This window comes from Blautia segnis (genome assembly GCF_014287535.1).
GTDB classification, from domain to species: Bacteria; Bacillota; Clostridia; order Lachnospirales; family Lachnospiraceae; genus Blautia_A; species Blautia_A acetigignens.
In genome coordinates, this window is record NZ_JACOOT010000010.1 from 142434 (window position 1) to 166224 (window position 23791).

Consider the following 23791-nt stretch of genomic DNA (forward strand, 5'->3'; position numbering starts at 1 on the left):
AAGTAAGGAGGACACATAGTATGTCACGTATCGGTAGACTTCCGGTTGCTATCCCGGCAGGAGTTGAAGTATCTGTTGCAGAAGGAAACGTAGTAACCGTAAAAGGACCAAAAGGAACACTTGAAAGAGCGCTTCCAACAGAAATGGAAATCAAAGTTGAAGATGGTCATGTAGTTGTTGCAAGACCAAACGACTTAAAGAAAATGAAAGCCCTTCACGGCTTAACCAGAAGCCTTATCCACAACATGGTTGTTGGTGTAAGCGAAGGTTATACAAAGACACTTGAAGTTAACGGTGTTGGTTACAGAGCAGCTAAGCAGGGTAAGAAGCTTACTTTAAACCTTGGATATTCTCACCCGGTAGAAATGGAAGATCCGGAAGGTATTGAGACCAAAGTTGACGGTAACAAGATTATCGTTTCCGGTATCAGCAAGGAAAAAGTTGGACAGTTTGCGGCTGAAATCAGAGATAAGAGAAGACCTGAGCCATATAAGGGCAAGGGAATCAAATATGAGACTGAGGTTATCAGACGTAAAGTTGGTAAGACTGGTAAGAAATAATTAAGGAGAGTGAGAAAATGGTTAATAAAGCATCTAGAGCGGAAATTCGCGAGAAAAAGCATAGAAGATTACGTCATCATTTAAATGGCACTGCAACAACTCCGCGTCTTGCAGTATTTCGTTCCAATAAACACATTTATGCACAGATTATCGATGACACCGTTGGAAAGACTTTAGTATCTGCTTCTACTCTTCAGAAAGACGTAAAAGCACAGCTTGAGAACACCGACGATGTTGCAGCAGCAGCATATCTTGGCACTGTAATCGGTAAGAAGGCAGTGGAAGCCGGCATCGAGGAAGTTGTTTTTGACAGAGGCGGATACATTTACCACGGTAAAGTAAAAGCACTGGCAGATGCAGCAAGAGAAGCTGGACTGAAATTCTAATAAGGAGGAGCGAAACACATGAAACGTAATCTTATTGATGCTAGTCAGTTAGAGTTAGAAGATAAAGTAGTATCAATCAAGCGTGTTACCAAGGTTGTTAAAGGTGGTCGTAACTTCCGTTTCACAGCTTTAGTTGTTGTAGGTGACGGCAATGGACACGTTGGTGCAGGACTTGGAAAGGCAGCCGAGATTCCGGAAGCAATCCGCAAAGGAAAAGAGGACGCTATTAAGAAATTAGTAACCGTAGCAAGAGATGAGAATGGTTCCATCACACATGACTTCGTAGGTTCTTATGGAAGCGCTTCCATGCTTCTTAAGAGAGCTCCGGAAGGTACTGGAGTTATCGCCGGCGGCCCGGCTCGTGCCGTTATCGAGTTAGCTGGTATCAAAAACATCCGTACAAAATGTATGGGATCCAGAAATAAGCAGAATGTTGTTCTTGCAACCATCGAAGGCTTAAGACAGTTAAAAACTCCGGAAGAAGTTGCAAAACTTCGTGGAAAATCTGTTGATGAGATTCTGGCTTAAGGAGGAATATTAAAATGGCAAATACATTAAAAGTTACTTTAGTAAAATCTCCGATTGGCGCAGTTCCGAAGCACAAACTTACTGTTAAGGCAATGGGTCTTACCAAAATGCACAAAACAGTTGAAATGCCAGACAATGCGGCAACAAGAGGAATGATTCAGCAGGTACAGCACCTGGTAAAAGTAGAAGAAGCATAATTACAAAAAGGAGGTGCCATAATGGAATTATCAAACTTAAGACCAGCAGAGGGTTCTAAGCACAGCGATAACTTCAGAAGAGGCCGTGGACATGGTTCAGGAAACGGCAAAACAGCCGGTAAAGGCCATAAAGGACAGTTAGCACGTTCCGGACACAAGAAACCGGGATTTGAAGGTGGACAGATGCCTTTATACAGACGTCTTCCTAAGAGAGGATTCACAAACAGAAACTCTAAAGAGATCATTGCTATCAATGTTGATGTTCTGAATCGTTTTGAGGACGGTGCAGAGGTAACAGTTGAGAGCTTACTCGCAAGCAGCGCTATTTCCAAAGCCGGCGACGGTGTTAAGATCCTTGGAAACGGCGAACTTACCAAGAAGCTTACAGTTAAGGTTAACGCTGTAAGTGAAACTGCAAAAGAGAAAATCGAAGCAGCAGGTGGTACAGTAGAGCTGATCTAATAGAGGTGATCAAATGTTTGAAACTCTCAAAAACGTTTTCAGAGTAAAAGAGATGAGACGTAAACTCCTCTATGTTATATGGATGATTCTTGTCATCCGTATTGGATCACAGCTTCCGGTTCCGGGAGTAGACAGCGATTTCTTTAAAGAGTGGTTTGCAAAAAACACCGGTGACGCATTTAACTTCTTTGATGCGTTCACCGGAGGCTCATTTACCCAGATGTCAATCTTTGCATTGAACATCACGCCATACATTACATCATCCATTATCATGCAGCTTCTTACCATTGCCATTCCGGCACTGGAAGAGATGCAGAGAGATGGAGAAGAGGGCAGAAAGAAAATTACTGCCATTACCCGTTATGTAACTGTTGGTCTTGCGTTGTTTGAGTCAGTAGCTATGGCAATCGGTTTCGGTCGCCAGGGCTTGATCCCGAATATGAATTTCTTCAAGGGCTTAACTGTAGTTGCTTGTCTCACAGCTGGTTCAGCCATGCTGATGTGGATTGGTGAGCGTATTACTGAGAAGGGTGTTGGAAATGGTATTTCCATCGTCCTGACTATTAATATTGTTTCCAGAATCCCAAGTGATTTATCTTTGCTTTATGAGAACTTCATCAAAGGTAAAACAATTGCGAAAGGACTGCTTGCAGGACTTATTATTCTTGCAATCATTGTTGTTATGGTCGTATTCGTACTGATCCTCAACGGTGCTGAGAGAAGAATTCCTGTTCAGTATTCCAGAAAGATGGTCGGCAGAAAACTGATGGGCGGTCAGACTACCAATATCCCGTTGAAGGTGAATACTGCTGGTGTTATCCCGGTTATCTTTGCTTCCTCAATTATGTCCTTCCCGGGCGTAATCGCACAGCTTGCAGGTAAAGCAAACGGAACTGGAATCGGCAGTGAGATCATCCGAGGATTATCATCCAATAACTGGTGTAATCCAAATCAGCTTCAGTATAGCTGGGGACTGCTTCTGTATATTGTATTATGCGTATTCTTCGCATATTTCTATACTTCCATCACATTCAACCCGTTGGAAGTAGCAGACAATATCAAAAAGCAGGGTGGTTTTATTCCTGGTATCCGTCCAGGAAAACCTACGTCAGACTATTTGACTAAAATCTTAAATTATATTATATTTATAGGTGCAGTAGGCCTGATTATCGTTGCGGTTATTCCGTTCTTCTTCAATGGAGTATTCGGAGCAAACGTATCCTTCGGCGGTACTTCCATCATCATTATTGTTGGAGTTATCCTGGAGACTGTGAAGCAGATCGAGTCACAGATGCTTGTCCGCAATTATAAAGGCTTCCTGAACAACTAAAAGAATAAAGGTTGTGGTGCTTATGCGTCACAGCCTTAATTCGTAGTATGAGAAAGTGGAGGGCTTTTTATGAGAATTATCATGTTAGGTGCACCAGGTGCAGGCAAAGGAACCCAGGCAAAGAAAATCGCTGAGAAATACAGCATTCCGCACATTTCCACAGGCGATATTTTCCGTGCCAATATCAAGAATGGCACAGAACTTGGAAAGAAAGCAAAAACTTATATGGATCAGGGTCTGCTTGTACCGGATGAACTTACCTGCGACCTTGTTGTGGACAGAATCCAGCAGCCGGATGCCAAGAACGGCTATGTACTGGATGGTTTCCCGAGAACCATTCCGCAGGCAGAGTGCCTTACCGATGCCTTAAGCAAGCTGGGAAGCAAGATCGACTATGCAATCGACGTTGATGTTCCGGATGAGAACATTGTAAAGCGTATGGGCGGAAGACGCGCATGCGTAAAATGCGGCGCAACCTATCACGTTGTATTCGCAGCTCCGAAGACAGAGGGCGTTTGCGATACATGCGGCGAAGAGCTTGTACTGCGTGATGATGACAAGCCGGAGACTGTACAGAAGCGTCTGAACGTATATCATGAGCAGACTCAGCCGCTTATCGATTACTATACCGGACAGGGCGTACTCAAAACTGTAGACGGTACCAAGAACCTGGATGAGGTATTTGGTGATATTGTTAAGATCCTTGGCGAATAGAATAGAGGATAAGAAGTAATGTCAGTTTCAATAAAAACAGCACAAGAAATTGAACTTATGAGGGAGTCCGGACATCTTCTGGAAAAGGTCCATGACGGACTGATCCCTTATATCAAACCGGGAATGAGCACCAAGGAGATCGACCGTATCGGTGAAGATATGATCCGCTCCATGGGATGCATTCCGAACTTTCTGAATTATGGAGGCTTTCCTGGCTCCTTCTGCATCAGCCTGAATGATGAAGTGGTCCACGGAATTCCTTCGGAGGACAAAATTATCCAGGATGGTGATCTGGTAAAGATCGATGCAGGTCTGATTTACAAAGGATATCATTCTGATGCGGCCCGTACTTATGCAGTCGGAGAAGTTTCCAAAGAAGCCAAGCAGCTTATGGACGTAACCAAGCAGTGCTTCTTTGAAGGAATAAAATTCGCGAAAGCAGGAAATCATCTCAATGATATTTCCAAGGCAATCGGCGCGTATGCGGCAAAATACCGTTATGGTATTGTACGAGATCTGGTGGGACATGGGATTGGTACCCATCTCCACGAGGATCCGCAGATTCCCAACTTCCCTCAGAAACGCAGGGGAGTGAAATTACTTCCAGGCATGACGCTTGCCATTGAGCCTATGATCAATATGGGCAGGGCAGATGTATGCTGGCTGGATGACGAATGGACAGTGGTGACCATGGATGGTTCCCTTTCCGCACATTATGAGAACACCATACTGATTACAGATGGCGAACCGGAGATTCTGACACTCACAAAGTTCTGATGCTTCAGGCACCAGACTTGAATCAGGGAAAGGATTCTGACCCTGACATCATTATATAAGGCGATACAGGAGGTATAAAATGTCAAAAGTAGATGTACTTGAAGTAGAAGGCACTGTTTTAGAGAAGCTGCCAAACGCAATGTTTAAAGTGGAACTTGAGAACAAGCATGTTGTACTTGCACACATCAGCGGCAAGCTGCGCATGAACTTTATCCGTATTCTTCCGGGAGACAAAGTAACAATGGAGCTTTCCCCATATGATCTTTCCAAGGGAAGAATCATCTGGAGAGATAAATAATCATTATTCGCTTATTCTTCTATAATAGAAAATGATTTTATAAAACGAAGCTCCTGCCTCTGTGAATCCCAGATTCCCGGATGTAGGAGTTTTTCTATTCGTTTCTCATCTTATGGGAGCGGATTTCCAAAAAGATGAAAAAAATTTGCAAATAAATAAAAAAACTGCTTGCATTTTGTAGACCATAATGCTACAATACAATGCGGACGCGCCTGTACCTATGTATAGCTGCGCCTAAACTGCAGATTTTAATGCTATATTTTACGGAAGGAGGATTTCCAGTGAAAGTAAGATCATCTGTAAAACCGATCTGCGAGAAATGCAAGGTCATTAAGAGAAAAGGTTCTATCAGAATTATCTGTGAGAATCCAAAACACAAACAGCGTCAGGGTTGATGAATCCGATTAGTTTGTGAATGCGGCTGTAGATGGAACACCCGGACGGGTTGTAACATCTGACAAATAATGAACTAAGCATGTATTGCCTAATACCGGAGGCAACGTTGGCCCGTTGGCCGCAAATTTCGGAAAGGCTGCGAATCGCCAAAAGCAGCTGGGTGTTTTACCGAGGCACCCCAATTAGGAACTAAAAAAGAAGAAAGAGTGCGTTAAGATGCACCCCATTTCACCTTGTATCTGATACAAGTGGTGTACAGGACGCAGGACTTTCAGTAAAGAAAATGGAGGAAACAGTACATGGCTCGTATAGCTGGTGTAGACTTACCAAGAGAGAAAAGAATTGAAATCGGTCTTACCTATATTTATGGTATCGGAAGACCAAGTGCAGACAAAATCCTTGCTCAGGCAAATGTAAATCCTGACACACGTGTCAGAGACCTGACTGATGATGAAGTTAAGAGACTTCAGGCTGTCATTGATGAGACAATGATGGTAGAAGGTGATCTTCGTAGAGAAATCGCCCTGAACATTAAGAGACTGCAGGAAATCGGATGCTACAGAGGAATCCGTCATCGTAAAGGACTTCCGGTTCGTGGTCAGAAGACTAAGACTAATGCAAGAACTCGCAAAGGTCCGAAGAGAACAGTAGCAAATAAGAAGAAATAATTCAGTATCCTAACTATAAATTTTAATTGATTAAGGAAAGCGTAGGTTAGTTTTAAAATGGCAAAAACAACTAAGAAAGCGACTACAAAACGTCGTGTCAAGAAAAACGTTGAACACGGACAGGCACATATCCAGTCTTCTTTTAACAACACAATTGTTACTCTGACTGACAACGAAGGAAATGCTCTTTCATGGGCAAGTGCCGGCGGTCTGGGATTTAGAGGTTCAAGGAAATCTACCCCTTATGCAGCACAGATGGCAGCTGAGACTGCAACAAAGGCTGCTTTAATTCATGGATTAAAAACAGTAGACGTAATGGTTAAAGGACCAGGATCAGGTCGTGAGGCTGCTATCCGTGCCCTTCAGGCATGCGGTCTTGAAGTAACAAGTATCCGTGACGTAACTCCGGTTCCGCACAACGGATGCCGTCCACCAAAACGTAGAAGAGTCTAATTGAATTAGGAGGTAAGCCAAGATGGCAGTAGATAGAACACCGGTCCTGAAAAGATGCAGATCCCTTGGAATGGATCCAATTTATTTAGGAATTGATAAAAAATCCACAAGACAGTTAAAACGTGCAAACCGTAAAGTATCTGAGTACGGTCTTCAGTTAAAAGAAAAACAGAAAGCTAAATTCATTTATGGCGTTCTGGAGAAACCTTTCCGTAACTACTACAAGAAAGCAGACAGAATGAAAGGTCAGACTGGTGAGAACCTGATGATCATGCTTGAGTCCAGACTTGACAATGTTCTTTTCCGTATGGGATTCGCAAGAACAAGAAAAGAAGCTCGTCAGATCGTTGACCACAAGCATGTTCTTGTAAACGGAAAATGCGTAAACATTCCTTCTTATCTTGTAAAAGCTGGTGACAGCATCGAGATCAAAGAGAAATGCAAAGGTTCTGAGAGATACAAAGGAATCCTGGAAGTAACAGGCGGAAGACTTGTTCCGAACTGGCTTGAGGCTGATCAGGAGAACCTTAAGGGCGTTGTTAAAGAGCTTCCTACAAGAGAAGAAATCGACGTTCCTGTAAATGAGATGCTTATCGTCGAGTTGTACTCCAAATAATGAGCCCTAATAATACCCTCAACATGTTGAATACCCAGAAGGAGGGAAACTTATAGTGTTTGATTTTAATAAACCAAAAATCGAAATTACCGAGATATCTGAAGATAAAAAATTTGGAAGATTCGTTGTAGAGCCTCTTGAGAGAGGTTACGGTACGACACTTGGCAATTCTCTTAGAAGAATTATGCTGTCCTCCCTGCCGGGAGCAGCAGTAAGCCAGGTTAAGATTGACGGTGTCCTTCACGAATTCAGCTCAATCCCGGGCGTGAAAGAAGACGTGACAGAGATCATCATGAATCTGAAGAGTCTTGCAATCAAGAATAACAGTGCTGACAATGAGCCGAAGACCGCATACATCGAGTGTGAGGGCAAAGGTGTTGTAACAGCTGCTGATATTCAGGCTGACCAGGATATCGAGATCATGAATCCGGATCAGGTAATCGCTACCTTAAACGGTGGTAAGGACTGCAGACTTGCAATGGAACTTACCATTACAAAAGGCCGCGGATATGTGAGTGCGGATAAGGGCAAATCTGATGACATGCCGATCGGCGTGATTGCAGTTGATGCGATCTACAGCCCGGTTGACAGAGTCAACATGGTCGTGCAGAATACACGTGTAGGACAGGTGACTGACTTTGATAAGCTGACACTTGATGTATACACAAACGGCACGCTGGATCCTGATGAGGCAGTAAGCCTTGCTGCTAAGGTATTAAGCGAGCATTTAAGCCTTTTCATTGACCTTTCCGAGAATGCGAAGACCGCTGAGGTTATGATCGAGAAAGAAGACAATGAGAAAGAAAAAGTTCTTGAAATGAGCATTGATGAACTTGAGCTCTCCGTACGTTCTTATAACTGTCTGAAGAGAGCTGGTATCAATACAGTTGAAGAGCTTTGCAACAAGACTTCCGACGACATGATGAAAGTACGTAACCTTGGACGTAAGTCTTTAGAGGAAGTACTTGCCAAGTTGAAAGAGCTGGGCTTACAGCTTCAGCCAACAGAGGAGTAAGAACCGCTGCATCGCAGTGATTGCAAAGACACTTCGTAAGCATATTACAGTGGGGATTTGCTAAGCAGCAGTCCAGTAAGACCGAACAAGCGTGGACTGCTGTCCCACAGATGGAGGAAAATTAAAATGGCAAAATATAGAAAATTAAGCAGAACAGCTGACCAGAGAAAAGCTCTGTTAAGAAACCAGGTAACAAACCTGTTATACAACGGCAAGATTGTTACAACAGAAGCGAAAGCAAAAGAGATCCGCAAAATCGCTGAGGGTCTTGTTGCTATGGCAGTTCGCGAGAAAGACAACTTTGAGACTGTTACTGTAACAGCTAAGGTTGCAAGAAAAGACGCTGAAGGCAAGAGAGTGAAAGAAGTTGTAGACGGAAAGAAGAAAACCGTATATGACGAAGTTGAGAAGCAGATCACAAAAGACGCTCCTTCCAGACTTCACGCTCGTCGTCAGATGATGAAAGTGTTCTACCCGGTTAAAGAAGTTCCGGCTAAGGGCGCTGGCAAGAAGAAAAACACTAAAGAAGTAGATATGGTTAAGAAAATGTTCGAGGAGATCGCACCAAAATACGCTAACCGTAACGGTGGATACACCAGAATCGTTAAGATTGGACAGCGTAAAGGTGATGGCGCTATGGAAGTGCTCATCGAGCTGGTTTAATCCGAAACTGAATTACTGATCATATTAAAAGAGATATTTACGTTTCGTAGATATCTCTTTTTTTCTATATGGAGGCATTCGTGAAAAGAATTATACTGTTGATCGAAATCCTTCTGGCAGCCTGCCTCTTTACAGGTTCTGTCCCATATGGGAATGCCAAAGAAGAAATTGCTGTGAATACGCCGGAATTTAACTGGGAAAATTACAATATCATAACCCACGCGCTGGGTGGCCTTGATGGCTACACTTATTTAAATTCCCGGGAAAGCTTTATCAACCATTACGACAAGGGCTGCCGCTTTTTTGAGGTGGACTTATCCCAGACCAGCGATGGAGTATGGGTATGCCGCCATAACTGGAAGGAACCTATGGGACAGTGGGAAGGGGACAAAAAGAAAGTACTTTCCGCAGAAGAATTTCTGAACACACCCATTTACGGGAAATATACGCCAATGTCCTTCGAAGACCTTCTGAAGCTCCTGGACGAATATCCGGATGCATTTGTGACCATAGATTCCAAACAGTATTCTGTGCGCAATTATCAGCGGACCCTGGAGGACTATGCACAGTACCGGGAAATTGCAATTAATGCAGGGCTGGAGCACACGCTGGGGCAGATCATCCCGGAGCTTTACAATTCTGCCATGTATTCCGGCACAACGCTTGTGTACAAGTTCCCGGCCTATCTCTATTCTCTGTGGCAGGAGTATTCCATAGAGGAGCTGAACGACATTGCTGATTTTTGTCAGGCTAACCAAATTCAGGCTGTCAGCCTGTACTGCGAGTATTGGTCTGAAGATGTGCAGAAAATTTTTGACGAACGGGACATTTTGGTATATATTTATACCATAAATGATGAAGAGAAAGCCAGAGAGTATGTGAAAGCAGGGGCAAAGGGCGTTTGCACAGATACCCTGATCTCAGAAAATCTGGAATAGCATTACTATTACAACGAACACAACACTTGAAAAAGGATTAGAATACACATGAATATAAGAACAATGGCAGCCGTATGTGCGGCGAAATCTGCAGGCTTTATCTGCAGGAAAATGGGACGCCAGGGTGTTACCTGGGCAGGCAAGATCGCACTGAAGATCAATCCCCATATTTTGGAAGACCTTTCCTCCCAGATCCGGGGCAAAATCTTCGTAACCTGCGGAACCAATGGAAAAACAACAACCAACAATATGCTTTGTGCGGCGTTGGAAAGGGAAGGCCAGAAGGTAGTGTGCAATCATACCGGCTCCAATATGCTGAACGGCGTTGTAGCGGCTTTTGTGCTTGCTGCCGGACCTACAGGCAGGCTGGATGCAGATTACGCCTGCATCGAGGTTGACGAGGCTTCCACAAGGCATGTATTCCCAGGCCTGAAGCCGGACTACATGCTTCTTACAAACCTGTTCCGTGATCAGCTGGATCGTTACGGGGAAATCGATATTACCATGAATATTCTGGAAGAGATGATCCGCACAGTGCCAAAGATGCAGGTCATCGTCAATGTTGATGATGCACTTTCCGCGTACCTTGCCATGGACAGCGGCAATCCGTACATTACCTATGGAATCAGCAAACCGGTCCAGAAAAGTGCCGCAAACGAGATCCGTGAGGGACGTTTCTGCAAGAAGTGCGGAGCCAAGCTGGAATACAGCTTTTACCATTACAGCCAGTTAGGGGATTATAAATGCCCGTCCTGCGGTTTTGCAAGACCGGCGATCCAGTATGATGCCCATGATGTAAAGGTAGGCGACCAGCTTTCCTTCCAGGTGGAGGACAAGCACCTTACAGCCAATTACAAGGGCTTTTACAATGTATACAATATTCTGGCTGCCTATGCAGGACTTCGCACTGCTGGTTTTTCCGGGGAGCATTTCCAGGATATGTTAAATGGGTTTAATCCGGAGAACGGCCGTATGGAGCAGTTCCGCATTAAGGGCACAGGGGTTATGCTGAACCTTGCCAAGAACCCGGCAGGCTTTAACCAGAATATTTCCGCAGTGATGCAGGATAAATCACCCAAGGATATTATTATTACCATTAACGACAATGCCCAGGACGGCACCGATATTTCCTGGCTCTGGGATGTGGACTTTGACCTTCTGGGAGATGAGAGCATCCATTCCATTACAGTCAGCGGAATCCGCTGCCAGGATATGCGCCTGCGTATGAAATATGTGGACATTCCGGTGCAGCTGGAGGCAGATGTGGAGACAGCCATCCGCAAGCGTATTGCAGACGGCGTGGGCAACCTATACGTGCTGGTAAACTACACTGCACTGTTTGGTACTCACAATATACTGAAGAAAATGGAGGGAGAAAAGGAATGAAGCTGACGATCGGACATTTATATCCGGATCTCCTGAACCTGTACGGAGACAGAGGAAACATTCAGTGCCTGATGAGACGCTGCCAGTGGCGCGGAATCGAGGCAGAGACAATTGCATTTGAGTTAGGCGACAAAATTGATTTTTCCAGACTGGACATTGTGCTTCTGGGCGGAGGCTCCGACAGGGAGCAGATGCTGGTCTGCGAGAAGCTCAAAGAGATCCAGCCGGATTTCAAGAAATATGTGGAGGACGGCGGCGTAGTTATCGCCATCTGCGGCGGCTATCAGCTTCTCGGCAAATACTACAAGACCGAACAGGGAACCATCACAGGCCTTGATCTGGTGGATCTTTATACCGAGCAGGGCGAGGGACGCCTGATCAGCAACATCGTGCTGAAAAGCGACCTTTTTGACATGCCCATCGTAGGCTTTGAGAACCACGGCGGAAGGACCTGCATCAACAACTGCAAGCCCCTTGGAAAAGTTCTGTACGGCTCCGGAAACGACGGCCAGACAGGCTATGAGGGCGTAGTTTATAAGAACGTGATCGGAACCTATCTTCACGGCCCGCTGCTTCCCAAGAACCCGCAGCTGGCAGACTGGCTGATCGCTCACGCGCTTGAGAAAAAGTATGGCAAAGCAGTGGAGCTTGCACCTCTTGATGACACAGAAGAGAAGGCTGCAAACGACTACGTATACCACAGATTTGTAAAAGAAAGCTGATTTTTCAGAAACATTCAGAAAAAGCAGACAGAAATATACACACAGATAAGAAATAAGGGGAACGATATGGCAAAATCAACGAATCAGAAAGCGAAAATCCTTTATCTTGAAAAAATTCTTCAGGGAACCGATGAGACCCATCCCTGCACCATGCAGGAAATCCTGGGCAGACTCCAGGAATATGGGATAAGTGCAGAAAGAAAAAGTATTTATGATGACATGGAAGTGCTTAGAAGCTTTGGCATGGACATTAAGTTCAAAAGAGGAAAGTCCACAGGTTATTATGTAACCGGACAAAAAGCAGCGACAGAAGCGCTGGCAGATGGTGTACGGGAAGAGCGCTCCCAGACTGCGGCAGTAGAAATTCCAGAAGCCGCAGATGCGGCAGAGATGCCTCCGGTACAGAAGAACTCCAGACCGGACTGGCTTCTCCCATTTTCCGATTCGGAGGATGACAAGCCGGTGAAGCTTCTTTACAGCAGCAAAAGAAAAGATGAGATCACAGAGGCTCTTGGAAACCGTGCCCAGTATAAAGAGAAGGAATCCGGTACTTTTACTGCAGCATTTTATGCAGAGGAGACTCCGCAGTTTTTCGGCTGGCTGGCAGGTCTGGGACGTGATGCGGTGATTGTGAAGCCCAAAAAGGCTGTGCAGGCATACCGGGATTATCTGAAGGGTATTTTGAAAGAATATAAATAACAGAAAGGACTTTTTATGAAAAGGCAAATCGCAGGAATTCTTACCGGACTTCTTGTTTGCAGTGCGTTCCTTGCCGGCTGCGGCAAAAATGAGGCCACCCAGGCAGTAAAGGAGAGCGTGGAAACAGAAAAAGAAGGAAACGGAGAATCTACAGAAGCAGAAGGAAAAGACCAGGACAAAAAATCCGATGCAGAAGAAACGGATGGCAGCACAGAGGAAAGCAGTGGAGAAGATCAGGCACCGGAAGTAGTTCTGGACAAGATTGGAATTTTGCTGCCAGAAGAGAGAAGTGATATGAACGGCAGTCTGGAGCGTGCAGAGCTGAAATCCCGTCTTGAGGAGAATGGTTATGACGCAGCCCTTTATTTCGCCAAAGAGGATGCAGATACCCAGATCAGCCAGATTCGGGAGCTGTTGCAGGATGAGAATCTGAAGGCACTTGTGATCTCACCTGTGGATCCCTATTCTTTATCTGATGTGCTTCAGGAGGCGTCTGATCAGTCTATTCCGGTCATTGATTATGATGATCTGATCATGGATACGGATAAGATCAAATATTATGTGACCTTTAATACCCGTGCCATTGGAAATGAGATTGGCAAAAACATTGTGAAGCAGGCAGAGCTGGATAAGGTCCGGGAGGACAGAGGCTGCCGCACCATCGAGTTTCTGATGGGCTCCCTGGATGACGATGCTTCTCTGTTTTTGTTTAACGGAATCATGGAGGTTTTGGGAGAATATGTGGAGGATGGCACATTGGTGTGCCGTTCCGGAAGAACTACCTTTGACCAGAATGGAATTGCGGATGAAAATACAGCTGATGTCATGACACAGCTGAATTCTGTGATCAGTGAATTCTATTCTCTGGAAAAGACACCGGATATTATCTGTACTGCTTCCGATGTTTTCGCCCTGGCTGCAATGGACATTCTGGAAAATGAGGAGATTTATCCGGGAGATGAGAACTGGCCTCTGATCACAGGGCTAAATGCAGATGCAGACGCCGTGAAAAGCGTTGCAGAGGGCAAAATGGGATTTACTGTGATGATGGACAGAAGAGACCTTGCAGAGGCGTGTGCGACCCTTGTGGACACTTATCTGAAGGGCGATGACGTGGAAGTCAGCAATTACTCCCAGTATGACAACGGGGTGAAGATCATCGGCACTGTGACCTGTGACGGAAAACTGATCGACAAGGACAATTACCAGATTCTTGTGGACAATGGATTCTATCTGGCGGAGATGATTGCGCCGGAAGCTTCTCCTACACAGATCCCGGAAGCTTCGCCTACGCTGACACCGGAAGTTTCACCTGCACCGGAGGAAGTAAGCCCTACTCCTGCAGCAGAAGTAACGGGGGTTCCAGAAGCAAGTCCTGCGCCAGATAATAAGAAGACTACAGATGGGAAAAACGCGGCTCCTGCTTCAGGGGATGGTCCTGAGATTACAACCGAAGAAGTTCCGTCTGTGAAAGAAGAACATTTATAATAAAAATATCCTGTACAAATCACAACGCATTTGGTGACGAAGTGATTTGACAGGATATTTTTTCGTAATAGGAAATTCCGTTGGAATCTCCCATTACAGAAAGAGAGGTTTTTCCTAAAGATTTTATTCCCGGAAAGTCAGGGAATCATCTGTCATGGAATCGATGATGGCAAGAGATTCCAGACGAACGCCCATATCACGAATCTGCTGTCCGCCCTGCTGGAAACCTTTCTCGATTACAATTCCTGCTCCCTCAAGAGTGGCGCCTGACTTCTTCACAATATCGATCAGACCAAGAAGTGCACAGCCGTTGGCAAGAAAATCATCAATCAGAAGTACATGATCCTCAGGTCCAAGGAATTTCTTGGAAAGAATAACATCATATACCTTCTTATGAGTGAAGGACTCAATCTTGGTACAGTACATTTCACCGTCCAGATTCACACTCTGGGACTTCTTGGCGAATACTACCGGAACATGGAAATACTGGGCTGCAATACAGGCAATGCCGATACCGGAAGCCTCGATAGTAAGAATTTTGGTAATGGGACAATCTGAAAAACGTGCTTTAAATTCTTTTCCGATTTCATTAATCAGATCAATGTCCATCTGGTGATTGAGAAAGCTGTCTACTTTCAGGATATTACCTGGCTTCACAACGCCATCTTTCAGAATTCGATCTTTTAAAAGCTGCATGGCTCAATTCTCCTTTTCGATTTGCTTCGACTGATTTTAATATTTCTATGATACGACATTATTAGAAGAAGTGCAATTATTTTTGACAAAAAAATACAAAATATCTATAATGGATGTAACCAATGCTGTTGAGAGTATTTGCTGAATGATTAGGAGAATAGGAATGAAAGAATATGAAGTAATCTGGGAGATTTTTAACAAGTGTCCAAGGAATCAGATGCGGGATGTATTTGTGGACGAAATAGAAATTGAAGACCCGGAAGAATATGTGAAGAATAAATTCAAAGGAAAGGAAGTATCCTACGAAAAGACGGTTCTTGCAGACGGAACCATTGTGTTTGACATTCTCACCTCACAGATTAAGCAGAGGTGTTCCTTTACGGAAATCTAGAGCGTGCCAAAAAATCATTCCCGTAATTTTGGATAAGCTTTGGTGGGAATTTTCCCGGGTATATTTTACAGGAAATAGTGCATAATCTGCCAAACTATGTTATAATAATTGGACGTGCTTCAAAGGAAAAAAGCCGGACACAGGGCTGCATCGGCAGCGGAATGCCTGGCAGTTAAAGGAGGATGACATGATCGAGGAAAATACCCCAAACCATTCCCATGAAGATGGGGAAGCGCATATTCACACCCATGTTCTGGATGATGGGACCACAGTCACCCATTCCCATGGAGAACACGGACATCATCACAGTCATGCACAGACCAAGGCTGTACTGAACCGCCTTTCCCGGGCAATCGGGCATCTGGAATCCATCAAGCGCATGGTGGAGGACGGCCGGGACTGCAGCGAGGTTCTGATCCAGCTTTCCGCAGTGAAATCTGCCATCAATAATACAGGCAAGATCATTCTGCAGGATCATATTGAGCACTGTATCGTAGATGCAGTGGAGCATGGAGACAAGGATGCCATCAAGGAACTGGAACGTGCAATTGACAGATTTATGAAGTGATCTATGAATATAATGAAAAAGGAGATATAGAGAAATGGCAAAAGAATGTGACAGCAAGACTTGCGACAAATCAAGCTGTGAAGGCTGTGCCAGCAAGAAAAATCCGCAGAGCATGCAGGCGGAAATGAACCCAATGTCAGATGTAAAGCATGTGATCGGCATTGTAAGCGGTAAGGGCGGCGTCGGCAAATCCTTCGTGACCGCTTCCCTGGCCAACAGAATGGCAAAGAAAGGCTACAAGGTAGGAATCCTTGACGCAGACATCACCGGTCCGTCCATCCCGAAAATGTACGGCCTGAAAGGTGCTGCCCAGGCAAACGACAGCGGCATTTTCCCAATGGAAACTAAGAATGGAATCAAGGTCATGTCCATCAACCTGCTTCTTCCAACTGAGGACACTCCTGTAATCTGGCGTGGACCGATTCTTGGAAACATGGTAAAACAGTTCTGGACAGATGTTATCTGGGGCGATGTAGACTACCTCTTTGTAGATATGCCGCCAGGAACAGGCGATGTTCCGCTGACTGTATTCCAGTCCCTTCCGATTGAGGGAATCGTGATCGTAACCTCTCCTCAGGATCTGGTAAGCATGATCGTGAAGAAGGCATACAATATGGCTGGAATGATGAATGTGCCGGTTTTAGGACTTGTGGAGAACTACAGCTATGTGAAATGTCCGGATTGCGGTAAGGAACTGAAGGTATTCGGTGAGAGCCACATTGATGAGATTGCAGCATCCTTAAATGTTCCGGTACTTGGCAAGATGCCAATCGACCCGGCCTATGCAGCCAAGGTAGATGAAGGTGCATTCGATGAGATCGATAACCCGTACATCGAGGCAGCAGAGGCTGTTATGCCTCAGTAAAGAAATGCGAAAGCTATAGCAAATAAAAAAGATTCTGTGTAGAAACAAGACGTAACCTCCTGTTTTTACCAGAATCTTTTTCTTTTATTTATTTCTTACTGCGGTAAGCCTCTGCCTCCCAATGTGTGATGAAATATGTAATATCATCTGTCATCTGCAGAGGACCGCCAAAGCTTTGGGCATATACAGCAAGCTTGATAGCATCCTTAGCCAGAAGCTGAGCCTTGGCAGCTTTGCCTTTATCATCCTCCATAATAAACGCACCAACATCCTGAACCAGAATTAATCTTGGTTCCTTATCGTTTTTGGTCATGAACGCATCCAGTGCTTCCTTCGTCTGATCTATGTTCTCAACAAATAAAGGATATGGACCGCAATATACAATGTGATCAGGAGTGAAAGGCTTCAGAAGCGGTGCAGCAGTCTCCTTATTTTTTACAAAGTTATCAGCTTCAGCGGCCGGAACAACCTCCACCGCATGTCCAAGTAACTGGGAAAGCTTCTGTGCAGCGGCTTCTTTTTCCGGTGTAACAGCATCGGTTACGTCGGCTGTTCTTTTTACCTGCTTTTCAAGCCTGGAGATCACGCTGTCAAATAAAACGCCAATCTCTTCTACTGTATTGGCGGCAACAAAAATACCATGATTCTGAAGCAGAAGAACCTGAACGTCTTTTCCGAATTCTTCTTTGTAAGCGTTCATCTTCTCATAGCAAATACGTGCAAGTGTGTATCCCGGTTTGCAGATGTCGATCCAGAGAACCTCGTTTCCAAGAAGCTGCCTGGAAAGTGTACTTGCGCCTTTACCACATGTCAGACCATTTACAAGTGTAGGATGAACATGCAGCACATAGGTGTAGGCAAATAAATTGTGAAGCAAGGCCTCTACACTTGGACGCTTTGTTTTATCCGCATCTGTTACTGCAGCCATTACATCTGCAAGATATGCAGCTTCACGCTCTGTGTCATTTCCCGGATATTCTGTTTTCATGATTTCATTGAGACGTGCACGGCTCATTTCCACAAATTCTTCTGCCTTGATTGTGGCAAGCTGTGTACCGGAGCCCTTTACATAAAGGGTGGTGTCATTCTTTACAGAAGTATTTCCGCCTCCTGCAAGAACATAAGCGGGATTGCTGCCGTAAGTGTTTGACATTTTTACTAAAGTTGAAAGATCCATAAGTTAAATACCTCCATATTGTTGCAATAATTTAACCAAAACTGCAAAGCTGTTATCTGGTTATATGCAAGTAGCAAAGCAGATTGTGAACATCTGCCTGACTATATTTATATTGTACATGATATAGCAGTATTTAGCTATCGAAATATGCTAAAAAACGGTATTTATGCATTTTTGGCAGAAAAATAGTCGAAAAACTTCTGGGCGGCCTGTGATAAAGGCAGGTTTTCGTGATATACCAGTGCCAATTGTCTGGGCGGAAGCTGTTGCTTCAAGGTAACCTGCATCAGGGAAGCCTCCTGTCCATGTAAAGAAGCCAGCATATAATCGGGAACACAGGCAATTCCAAGGCCAATGCGGGCTAGATCAATAAGCAGATCATTGCTGTTAAGCTCAACCTCTGAAATCAGGTTCTGTTTGTGTGCTGCGAAAAACTGATGAAGATATTCGCTTGTTGTGCTTTTGGATGAAAGTGTGAGAAGAGGATATTCCATCAGCTTTTTTAGCTCAAGAGCCTTCCCTTCAAGGGGGAAAAAGTCCGGATTGGCGACAAAAATATCCTGAAATTCCTTTACCACCTGAACCTTCATATGCGGGATAAGCCGTGAGTTAGGTAAGTTACATACAATCAGATCTACCTGGCGATTTTCCAGAAGCTCCACGCAGCCGATGGAGGTGCTGTTTGTGACCTTGATCCGCACACCGGGATAATCCTGATGAAAGCGTTTCAGGTAATCAATTAGAAAATAACGGCAGATGGTATCGCTTGCCCCAATCCTCAGCTGTCCCTGAAGCTCATCTTCTGCAAGCAGCTGCGCTTCTCCCTGGGAAATCATTTCCAAAGCTGGCTTTACGTGCTGGAAAAGTACTTCGCCTTCCGGAGTAAGAGATACTTTTTTGGTACTTCGGTAAAACAGTTCCCGCCCCAGTTTTTTTTCCAGAGCCTTGATTCCCTGGCTTACTGCAGACTGGGAAATAAAAAGCTGGCGGGAGGCCTCAGAAAAGCTTAATGTAGTGGCTACGTAGTAAAAGCACTTATATAATTCAAGATTGACATCCATGTATGAAATCTCCGAATCCATTAAAGGGTATTGTACACCTTGCAAACTGAAAAATAATAAGTTGAATTAATAAATAATATAAGATATATTAATTTTACTTATGATAAAAGCTATGATACTATAATAAGTGACGATGTGCAAGAGCGGATTTTTACGGGCTCTGGCACCTGATGATATTTTATATTCACGAAAGGAGTTTTCCAATGAGTAACGTAAGACGAGTATACGTAGAAAAGAAACCATCCTTTGCCGTAAAAGCCAAAGAACTGAAGCATGAGATCAGTTCTTATCTGGGCATTAAGACTGTAACAAATGTGCGGGAACTGATCCGCTATGATGTTGAGAATATTTCCGATGACGTATTTGAAAAAGCATGCCATACAGTATTTGCTGAGCCTCCGGTAGATGATCTTTACCTGGAGAAATTTGAGGCAGCAGACGGCACCCGTATTTTTTCTGTAGAGTTCCTTCCGGGACAGTTCGACCAGAGAGCAGATTCTGCGGTACAGTGCGTCCAGTTCTTAGACGAGAACGCACAGCCGATCATCCGCTCTGCTACCACCTACGTGATCGAGGGTGACATTACAGAGGAAGAGTTTGAGGCAATCAAGAGCCACTGCATCAACCCGGTAGATTCCCGTGAGACCGGACTTGAGAAGCCGGAGACACTGGTTGCAGAGTTCAAGGATCCGGAAGATGTGAAGATCTTCGACGGCTTCCGCGATATGGAGGAGGCTCCTTTAAAAGAGCTTTACAGTTCCCTGAACCTTGCAATGACCTTCAAGGATTTCCTTCACATTCAGAACTATTTCAAAAACGAGGAGAAGCGTGATCCGTCCATGACAGAGATCCGTGTGCTGGATACCTACTGGTCCGACCACTGCCGTCACACCACTTTCTCTACAGAACTTACAGATGTAAAATTTGACGAGGGCGATTACAAAGCTCCTATCGTGGATACTTATCACAAATATCTTGCTGACAGAGAAGTCCTTTATAAAGGACGGGACGATAAATTCGTGTGCCTGATGGACCTTGCCCTTATGGCCATGAAAAAGCTGAAATCCGAAGGCAAGCTTCAGGATCAGGAAGAGTCCGATGAGATCAACGCCTGCAGTATTGTAGTTCCTGTTGATGTAAATGGAGAAGAAGAGGAATGGCTGATCAACTTTAAGAATGAGACACATAACCATCCTACTGAAATTGAGCCGTTTGGTGGTGCAGCTACCTGTCTTGGCGGTGCTATCCGAGATCCGCTTTCAGGACGTACCTATGTATATCAGGCAATGCGTGTAACCGGAGCAGCAGATCCTACTGTTTCCGTGAAAGAAACGCTCAAGGGCAAGCTGCCTCAGAAGAAGCTGGTTCGCGGTGCTGCTCATGGATACAGCTCCTATGGTAACCAGATCGGTCTTGCTACAGGCTATGTAAAAGAAATCTATCATCCGAACTACGTTGCGAAACGTATGGAAATCGGTGCTGTTATGGGTGCTGCTCCAAGACGCGCAGTTATCCGTGAGAACTCTGATCCGGGAGATATTATCATCCTCCTTGGCGGACGTACAGGACGTGACGGTATCGGTGGTGCTACCGGTTCCTCCAAGGTACATACAGAGGCTTCTATTGAAGTCTGCGGTGCTGAGGTACAGAAAGGAAACGCACCTACAGAGCGTAAGATCCAGCGTATGTTCCGTCGTGAGGAAGTTAGCCATATCATTAAGAAATGTAATGACTTTGGTGCAGGCGGTGTATCCGTAGCAATCGGAGAGCTGGCACCCGGACTTCAGATCGACCTTGATAAGGTTCCGAAGAAATACGCAGGCCTTGACGGCACTGAGATCGCTATTTCCGAATCCCAGGAGCGTATGGCTGTTGTGGTTGCACCAGAGGATGTAGACAAATTCCTTGGCTTTGCAAACGAAGAGAACTTAGAGGCGGTTCCGGTTGCAGTGGTAACCAAAGAGCCAAGACTGGTACTTTCCTGGAGAGGAAAAGAAGTTGTCAATATTTCCCGTGCATTCCTTGACACCAACGGTGCCCATCAGGAGACAACCGTAGAGGTGGAGATTCCCAATAAAGAGGGCAACCTTTTTGAGGAGCGTCCGGACGTAGCAGATGTGAAGGAAAAATGGCTTTCCACACTTGCAGACCTGAATGTATGCTCCCAGAAAGGCCTTGTAGAGATGTTCGACAGTTCTATTGGTGCAGGAAGCGTGCTTATGCCTTATGGCGGTAAAAACCAGCTTACAGAGACTCAGGCAATGGTTGCCAAGGTACCTGTACAGAACGGAACTACAAATACTGTAACCATGATGAGCTATGGTTTTGATCCATATTTATCCTCCTGGAGCCCATACCATGGAGCTGCCTATGCAGTGACGGAATCTGTTGCAAGAATTGTGGCAGCAGGCGGCGATTATAAGAAAATCCGTTTCACCTTCCAGGAATATTTCCGTCGCATGACAGAAGATCCAAAGAGATGGAGCCAGCCTTTTGCAGCACTTCTTGGTGCCTATGCAGCACAGATGGGCTTTGGCCTTCCATCTATCGGAGGCAAGGACAGTATGTCCGGAACCTTCAATGATATTGATGTTCCGCCGACACTGGTTTCTTTCGCTGTAGATGTTGCCAAGCTTCAGGATGTAATTACACCTGAACTGAAGAAGGCTGGTAACAAACTGGTATGGCTTCGTGCACCAAAGGATCAGTACGATTTACCGGATTATGCAGGTATTATGGATCAGTATGAAAAGCTTCATAATGACATACAGGCAGGAAAGGTTGTTTCTGCTTATGCACTTGACCGTCATGGTATTGCAGCAGCTGTTGGCAAAATGGCATTCGGTAATGCAATGGGTGTAAAGATCGAGCATAATCTGGATCCGAGAGATTTCTTTGCTCCTGGTTTCGGTGATCTGGTTCTGGAGGTTCCGGCTGAAAAGGTTGGAGAGCTTTCCATTACTTACACTGTAATCGGTGAGGTAACAGCTGATGGTAAATTCTCCTATGGAAATGTGGAGATTACTTTGGCAGAGGCATACAATGCATGGACAGGCACTCTGGAGAAAGTATTTAAGACTGTTTCAGGAGAGACAAACGATGGCCCGAAAGCAATTTGGGTGAAACCGGAAGAGGAAGAAGCAACCTATGAGAACGGTGTTTACAATACAAAGAAGATCTACGTATGCAAGCATAAAGTAGCAAAACCTCGTGTATTCATTCCGGTATTCCCGGGAACCAACTGCGAATACGACAGCACCCGTGCTTTTGAGAGAGCAGGCGCTGAGGTTGATGTTAAGGTATTTAAGAATTTAAGTGCAGAAGATATCCGCGATTCTGTGGAGATCTTTGAGAAGTCTATTGACCAGGCACAGATGATCATGTTCCCAGGCGGCTTCTCTGCCGGTGATGAGCCGGATGGATCCGCTAAGTTCTTTGCAACCGCTTTCCAGAATGCAAAGATCAAAGAGGCGGTTATGAAGCTGTTAAATGAGAGAGACGGTCTTGCACTTGGTATCTGTAACGGATTCCAGGCACTGATCAAGCTGGGACTTGTTCCGTACGGTGAGATCTGCGGACAGAAGGAGGATTCTCCGACACTGACCTACAACACCATCGGACGCCATATTTCCAAGATGGTTTACACCAAGGTAGTAAGCAACAAATCACCATGGCTGCAGAAAGCTGCTCTTGGCGGTGTATACTGCAACCCGGCTTCTCACGGTGAGGGACGTTTCGTAGCAAATGATGAGTGGCTTGCAAAGCTTCTTGCAAATGGTCAGGTGGCTACACAGTATGTAAATCCAAATGGAGATCTGGATCAGTCTGAAGAGTCCAATATCAATGGTTCTACCTACAACATCGAGGGTATTACAAGCCCGGATGGACGTGTTCTTGGTAAGATGGCTCACAGTGAGCGTCGTGACAATGGTGTTGCTATCAATATTTACGGACAGCAGGATATTCAGATCTTTGAGTCCGGTGTTGAGTACTTTAAATAATGTGCAAACACGCTCTAAGATGAATAAGTTATAGGGAAAAGGAGCTGGCAGCTGTAATGTAGATTACAGGTGCCGGCTCCTTTCAATTCAATTAAACGTAATTTAGTGAAGCAATTGTTAGCAGGACGTGAGTTCGCAATGTATATTCATCGCAGGTCGTCGCAACACTTCGCCGAGCTAACTGTCAACTGCGACTAAACATCTCAGGAGAGCCTTCGATGTTAAGTCTTCGTAGACAGTGGATCTCGTCTACGTTAAAAGCGCTCCTGAAATGACCTGTTCACGAATATACATTGCGAACTCACTGGTTACTGGTAAGGAGAATGTGCTAAAACGATACTTCTTCACTGGCACTGAGAGGGAATTCAGACTGATACTTATTTACTGGCATTAAGGGGAATTCCAGCCGATGCACAGCCTCTGGACACCTGTTACTCCTAAGCAGGTCATTTCAGGTGCGCCCTTAGCCGTTAATTCACCGCTGTGCGTTGCAATATTCGGATGTGCAGATTGCGGGAATAGTTTTCAATAGCCAGCGTTCCCCCAGGTGTGCCGGGACAGACGGTTGGCGAATTTCGGGAATTTGGTGAGTAAGCGACAGGTGGGGATGCACTGTCTGAGCCCGATAGGGCGAGTTTGCTTCCCCACCTGTCAATAGGCGACGGAGCCAAATCCCGAAATTCGTCATTGGCTGTTCCGGCACACCTGGGGGAACGCGTCCGCCTTGATTAACTAA

General features: G+C 45.1%; 27 protein-coding genes. 24 read left to right on the plus strand and 3 right to left on the minus strand.

What is annotated here, in order from left to right:
- Window positions 1-20 precede the first annotated feature (20 nt).
- The 20 genes from rplF to H8S54_RS04820 all read left to right on the plus strand — a co-directional run bounded on the left by rplF (window position 21) and on the right by H8S54_RS04820 (window position 14296).
- Window positions 21-560, plus strand: a complete 540-nt coding sequence (gene rplF / locus H8S54_RS04725; protein ID WP_117852547.1) for a 50S ribosomal protein L6 — start codon at window positions 21-23, stop codon at window positions 558-560.
- 17 nt (window positions 561-577) lie between these two features.
- Entirely contained in the window at window positions 578-946 is a 369-nt protein-coding gene (rplR, locus tag H8S54_RS04730; RefSeq protein WP_117852550.1) for a 50S ribosomal protein L18, read from the plus strand.
- 18 nt (window positions 947-964) lie between these two features.
- On the plus strand, window positions 965-1474 hold the full coding sequence (rpsE, locus tag H8S54_RS04735) for a 30S ribosomal protein S5 (protein ID WP_117852552.1): 510 nt from the start codon (window positions 965-967) through the stop codon (window positions 1472-1474).
- A 14-nt stretch (window positions 1475-1488) separates the two neighbouring features.
- Window positions 1489-1671 carry a 50S ribosomal protein L30 gene (rpmD, locus tag H8S54_RS04740; protein WP_117852555.1) on the plus strand — a complete coding sequence of 61 codons (183 nt, stop codon included), beginning with the start codon at window positions 1489-1491 and terminating at the stop codon, window positions 1669-1671.
- Between the two features lie 21 nt (window positions 1672-1692).
- Window positions 1693-2133: a 50S ribosomal protein L15 gene (rplO, locus tag H8S54_RS04745; protein WP_117852557.1), complete on the plus strand. Its 441-nt coding sequence runs from the start codon at window positions 1693-1695 to the stop codon at window positions 2131-2133.
- A 13-nt stretch (window positions 2134-2146) separates the two neighbouring features.
- Window positions 2147-3463, plus strand: coding sequence for a preprotein translocase subunit SecY (gene secY / locus H8S54_RS04750; protein ID WP_117852559.1), 1317 nt, complete (start codon window positions 2147-2149; stop codon window positions 3461-3463).
- A gap of 69 nt (window positions 3464-3532) precedes the next feature.
- Window positions 3533-4177 (plus strand): adenylate kinase, encoded by a 645-nt coding sequence (locus H8S54_RS04755; RefSeq protein ID WP_117852561.1) that lies wholly within the window; start codon window positions 3533-3535, stop codon window positions 4175-4177.
- Window positions 4178-4195: 18 nt separating this feature from the next.
- A complete protein-coding gene (map, locus tag H8S54_RS04760; RefSeq protein ID WP_117852563.1) occupies window positions 4196-4954 on the plus strand; it encodes a type I methionyl aminopeptidase in 759 nt (252 codons plus the stop codon).
- A gap of 79 nt (window positions 4955-5033) precedes the next feature.
- Window positions 5034-5252 (plus strand): translation initiation factor IF-1, encoded by a 219-nt coding sequence (infA, locus tag H8S54_RS04765; protein ID WP_117852566.1) that lies wholly within the window; start codon window positions 5034-5036, stop codon window positions 5250-5252.
- 281 nt (window positions 5253-5533) lie between these two features.
- The gene (gene rpmJ / locus H8S54_RS04770) at window positions 5534-5647 is read left to right on the plus strand and encodes a 50S ribosomal protein L36 (protein WP_003022746.1); all 114 of its coding nucleotides are present in this window, start codon (window positions 5534-5536) and stop codon (window positions 5645-5647) included.
- A gap of 300 nt (window positions 5648-5947) precedes the next feature.
- A complete protein-coding gene (gene rpsM / locus H8S54_RS04775; RefSeq protein ID WP_117852568.1) occupies window positions 5948-6316 on the plus strand; it encodes a 30S ribosomal protein S13 in 369 nt (122 codons plus the stop codon).
- Window positions 6317-6373: 57 nt separating this feature from the next.
- Window positions 6374-6769, plus strand: a complete 396-nt coding sequence (rpsK, locus tag H8S54_RS04780; RefSeq protein ID WP_117852570.1) for a 30S ribosomal protein S11 — start codon at window positions 6374-6376, stop codon at window positions 6767-6769.
- Between the two features lie 22 nt (window positions 6770-6791).
- The gene (gene rpsD / locus H8S54_RS04785; RefSeq protein ID WP_117852573.1) at window positions 6792-7385 is read left to right on the plus strand and encodes a 30S ribosomal protein S4; all 594 of its coding nucleotides are present in this window, start codon (window positions 6792-6794) and stop codon (window positions 7383-7385) included.
- Window positions 7386-7440: 55 nt separating this feature from the next.
- On the plus strand, window positions 7441-8400 hold the full coding sequence (locus H8S54_RS04790; RefSeq protein ID WP_173767410.1) for a DNA-directed RNA polymerase subunit alpha: 960 nt from the start codon (window positions 7441-7443) through the stop codon (window positions 8398-8400).
- Between the two features lie 126 nt (window positions 8401-8526).
- Window positions 8527-9063 carry a bL17 family ribosomal protein gene (locus tag H8S54_RS04795; protein WP_117852577.1) on the plus strand — a complete coding sequence of 179 codons (537 nt, stop codon included), beginning with the start codon at window positions 8527-8529 and terminating at the stop codon, window positions 9061-9063.
- Between the two features lie 80 nt (window positions 9064-9143).
- Window positions 9144-10001, plus strand: coding sequence for a phosphatidylinositol-specific phospholipase C/glycerophosphodiester phosphodiesterase family protein (locus H8S54_RS04800; protein WP_243000234.1), 858 nt, complete (start codon window positions 9144-9146; stop codon window positions 9999-10001).
- A 48-nt stretch (window positions 10002-10049) separates the two neighbouring features.
- The gene (locus tag H8S54_RS04805; protein ID WP_117852581.1) at window positions 10050-11387 is read left to right on the plus strand and encodes a MurT ligase domain-containing protein; all 1338 of its coding nucleotides are present in this window, start codon (window positions 10050-10052) and stop codon (window positions 11385-11387) included.
- On the plus strand, window positions 11384-12109 hold the full coding sequence (locus H8S54_RS04810) for a type 1 glutamine amidotransferase (protein ID WP_021924657.1): 726 nt from the start codon (window positions 11384-11386) through the stop codon (window positions 12107-12109). Before H8S54_RS04805 ends, H8S54_RS04810 begins: the two co-directional genes overlap by 4 nt.
- Before the next feature lie 66 nt (window positions 12110-12175).
- Window positions 12176-12808 (plus strand): WYL domain-containing transcriptional regulator, encoded by a 633-nt coding sequence (locus H8S54_RS04815; RefSeq protein ID WP_117852583.1) that lies wholly within the window; start codon window positions 12176-12178, stop codon window positions 12806-12808.
- Between the two features lie 15 nt (window positions 12809-12823).
- Window positions 12824-14296, plus strand: a complete 1473-nt coding sequence (locus H8S54_RS04820) for a substrate-binding domain-containing protein (protein ID WP_186901027.1) — start codon at window positions 12824-12826, stop codon at window positions 14294-14296.
- A 123-nt stretch (window positions 14297-14419) separates the two neighbouring features.
- Here the strand turns inward: H8S54_RS04820 and H8S54_RS04825 are convergent, their stop codons facing one another.
- Window positions 14420-14992 (minus strand): xanthine phosphoribosyltransferase, encoded by a 573-nt coding sequence (locus tag H8S54_RS04825; RefSeq protein WP_021924654.1) that lies wholly within the window; start codon window positions 14990-14992, stop codon window positions 14420-14422.
- 163 nt (window positions 14993-15155) lie between these two features.
- Between H8S54_RS04825 and H8S54_RS04830 the strand changes: the two genes are divergently transcribed.
- The 3 genes from H8S54_RS04830 (at window position 15156) to H8S54_RS04840 (ending at window position 16816) form a co-directional block, all read left to right on the plus strand.
- Window positions 15156-15383: a hypothetical protein gene (locus H8S54_RS04830; RefSeq protein ID WP_021924653.1), complete on the plus strand. Its 228-nt coding sequence runs from the start codon at window positions 15156-15158 to the stop codon at window positions 15381-15383.
- Between the two features lie 187 nt (window positions 15384-15570).
- The gene (locus H8S54_RS04835; RefSeq protein WP_021924652.1) at window positions 15571-15951 is read left to right on the plus strand and encodes a metal-sensing transcriptional repressor; all 381 of its coding nucleotides are present in this window, start codon (window positions 15571-15573) and stop codon (window positions 15949-15951) included.
- Window positions 15952-15985: 34 nt separating this feature from the next.
- Window positions 15986-16816: an Mrp/NBP35 family ATP-binding protein gene (locus tag H8S54_RS04840; RefSeq protein ID WP_117852587.1), complete on the plus strand. Its 831-nt coding sequence runs from the start codon at window positions 15986-15988 to the stop codon at window positions 16814-16816.
- Window positions 16817-16904: 88 nt separating this feature from the next.
- On the opposite strand, the gene H8S54_RS04845 is transcribed toward H8S54_RS04840, so the two are convergent.
- Window positions 16905-17993, minus strand: coding sequence for a class II aldolase/adducin family protein (locus H8S54_RS04845; RefSeq protein WP_186901028.1), 1089 nt, complete (start codon window positions 17991-17993; stop codon window positions 16905-16907).
- A 164-nt stretch (window positions 17994-18157) separates the two neighbouring features.
- Window positions 18158-19054 carry a LysR family transcriptional regulator gene (locus H8S54_RS04850; protein ID WP_186901029.1) on the minus strand — a complete coding sequence of 299 codons (897 nt, stop codon included), beginning with the start codon at window positions 19052-19054 and terminating at the stop codon, window positions 18158-18160.
- 203 nt (window positions 19055-19257) lie between these two features.
- On the opposite strand from H8S54_RS04850, the gene H8S54_RS04855 reads away from it, so the two are divergent.
- On the plus strand, window positions 19258-23055 hold the full coding sequence (locus H8S54_RS04855) for a phosphoribosylformylglycinamidine synthase (RefSeq protein ID WP_173767663.1): 3798 nt from the start codon (window positions 19258-19260) through the stop codon (window positions 23053-23055).
- The last annotated feature ends 736 nt before the right edge of the window (window positions 23056-23791 follow it).

What these genes read in the sequence shown, in the direction of transcription:
- rplF (WP_117852547.1), top strand. Translation starts at nt 21, where the DNA reads ATGTCACGTATCGGTAGACTTCCGGTTGCTATCCCGGCAGGAGTTGAA.
- rplR (WP_117852550.1), top strand. Translation starts at nt 578, where the DNA reads ATGGTTAATAAAGCATCTAGAGCGGAAATTCGCGAGAAAAAGCATAGA.
- rpsE (WP_117852552.1), top strand. Translation starts at nt 965, where the DNA reads ATGAAACGTAATCTTATTGATGCTAGTCAGTTAGAGTTAGAAGATAAA.
- rpmD (WP_117852555.1), top strand. Translation starts at nt 1,489, where the DNA reads ATGGCAAATACATTAAAAGTTACTTTAGTAAAATCTCCGATTGGCGCA.
- rplO (WP_117852557.1), top strand. Translation starts at nt 1,693, where the DNA reads ATGGAATTATCAAACTTAAGACCAGCAGAGGGTTCTAAGCACAGCGAT.
- secY (WP_117852559.1), top strand. Translation starts at nt 2,147, where the DNA reads ATGTTTGAAACTCTCAAAAACGTTTTCAGAGTAAAAGAGATGAGACGT.
- H8S54_RS04755 (WP_117852561.1), top strand. Translation starts at nt 3,533, where the DNA reads ATGAGAATTATCATGTTAGGTGCACCAGGTGCAGGCAAAGGAACCCAG.
- map (WP_117852563.1), top strand. Translation starts at nt 4,196, where the DNA reads ATGTCAGTTTCAATAAAAACAGCACAAGAAATTGAACTTATGAGGGAG.
- infA (WP_117852566.1), top strand. Translation starts at nt 5,034, where the DNA reads ATGTCAAAAGTAGATGTACTTGAAGTAGAAGGCACTGTTTTAGAGAAG.
- rpsM (WP_117852568.1), top strand. Translation starts at nt 5,948, where the DNA reads ATGGCTCGTATAGCTGGTGTAGACTTACCAAGAGAGAAAAGAATTGAA.
- rpsK (WP_117852570.1), top strand. Translation starts at nt 6,374, where the DNA reads ATGGCAAAAACAACTAAGAAAGCGACTACAAAACGTCGTGTCAAGAAA.
- rpsD (WP_117852573.1), top strand. Translation starts at nt 6,792, where the DNA reads ATGGCAGTAGATAGAACACCGGTCCTGAAAAGATGCAGATCCCTTGGA.
- H8S54_RS04795 (WP_117852577.1), top strand. Translation starts at nt 8,527, where the DNA reads ATGGCAAAATATAGAAAATTAAGCAGAACAGCTGACCAGAGAAAAGCT.
- H8S54_RS04805 (WP_117852581.1), top strand. Translation starts at nt 10,050, where the DNA reads ATGAATATAAGAACAATGGCAGCCGTATGTGCGGCGAAATCTGCAGGC.
- H8S54_RS04810 (WP_021924657.1), top strand. Translation starts at nt 11,384, where the DNA reads ATGAAGCTGACGATCGGACATTTATATCCGGATCTCCTGAACCTGTAC.
- H8S54_RS04815 (WP_117852583.1), top strand. Translation starts at nt 12,176, where the DNA reads ATGGCAAAATCAACGAATCAGAAAGCGAAAATCCTTTATCTTGAAAAA.
- H8S54_RS04820 (WP_186901027.1), top strand. Translation starts at nt 12,824, where the DNA reads ATGAAAAGGCAAATCGCAGGAATTCTTACCGGACTTCTTGTTTGCAGT.
- H8S54_RS04825 (WP_021924654.1), bottom strand. Translation starts at nt 14,992, where the DNA reads ATGCAGCTTTTAAAAGATCGAATTCTGAAAGATGGCGTTGTGAAGCCA.
- H8S54_RS04830 (WP_021924653.1), top strand. Translation starts at nt 15,156, where the DNA reads ATGAAAGAATATGAAGTAATCTGGGAGATTTTTAACAAGTGTCCAAGG.
- H8S54_RS04835 (WP_021924652.1), top strand. Translation starts at nt 15,571, where the DNA reads ATGATCGAGGAAAATACCCCAAACCATTCCCATGAAGATGGGGAAGCG.
- H8S54_RS04840 (WP_117852587.1), top strand. Translation starts at nt 15,986, where the DNA reads ATGGCAAAAGAATGTGACAGCAAGACTTGCGACAAATCAAGCTGTGAA.
- H8S54_RS04845 (WP_186901028.1), bottom strand. Translation starts at nt 17,993, where the DNA reads ATGGATCTTTCAACTTTAGTAAAAATGTCAAACACTTACGGCAGCAAT.
- H8S54_RS04850 (WP_186901029.1), bottom strand. Translation starts at nt 19,054, where the DNA reads ATGGATGTCAATCTTGAATTATATAAGTGCTTTTACTACGTAGCCACT.
- H8S54_RS04855 (WP_173767663.1), top strand. Translation starts at nt 19,258, where the DNA reads ATGAGTAACGTAAGACGAGTATACGTAGAAAAGAAACCATCCTTTGCC.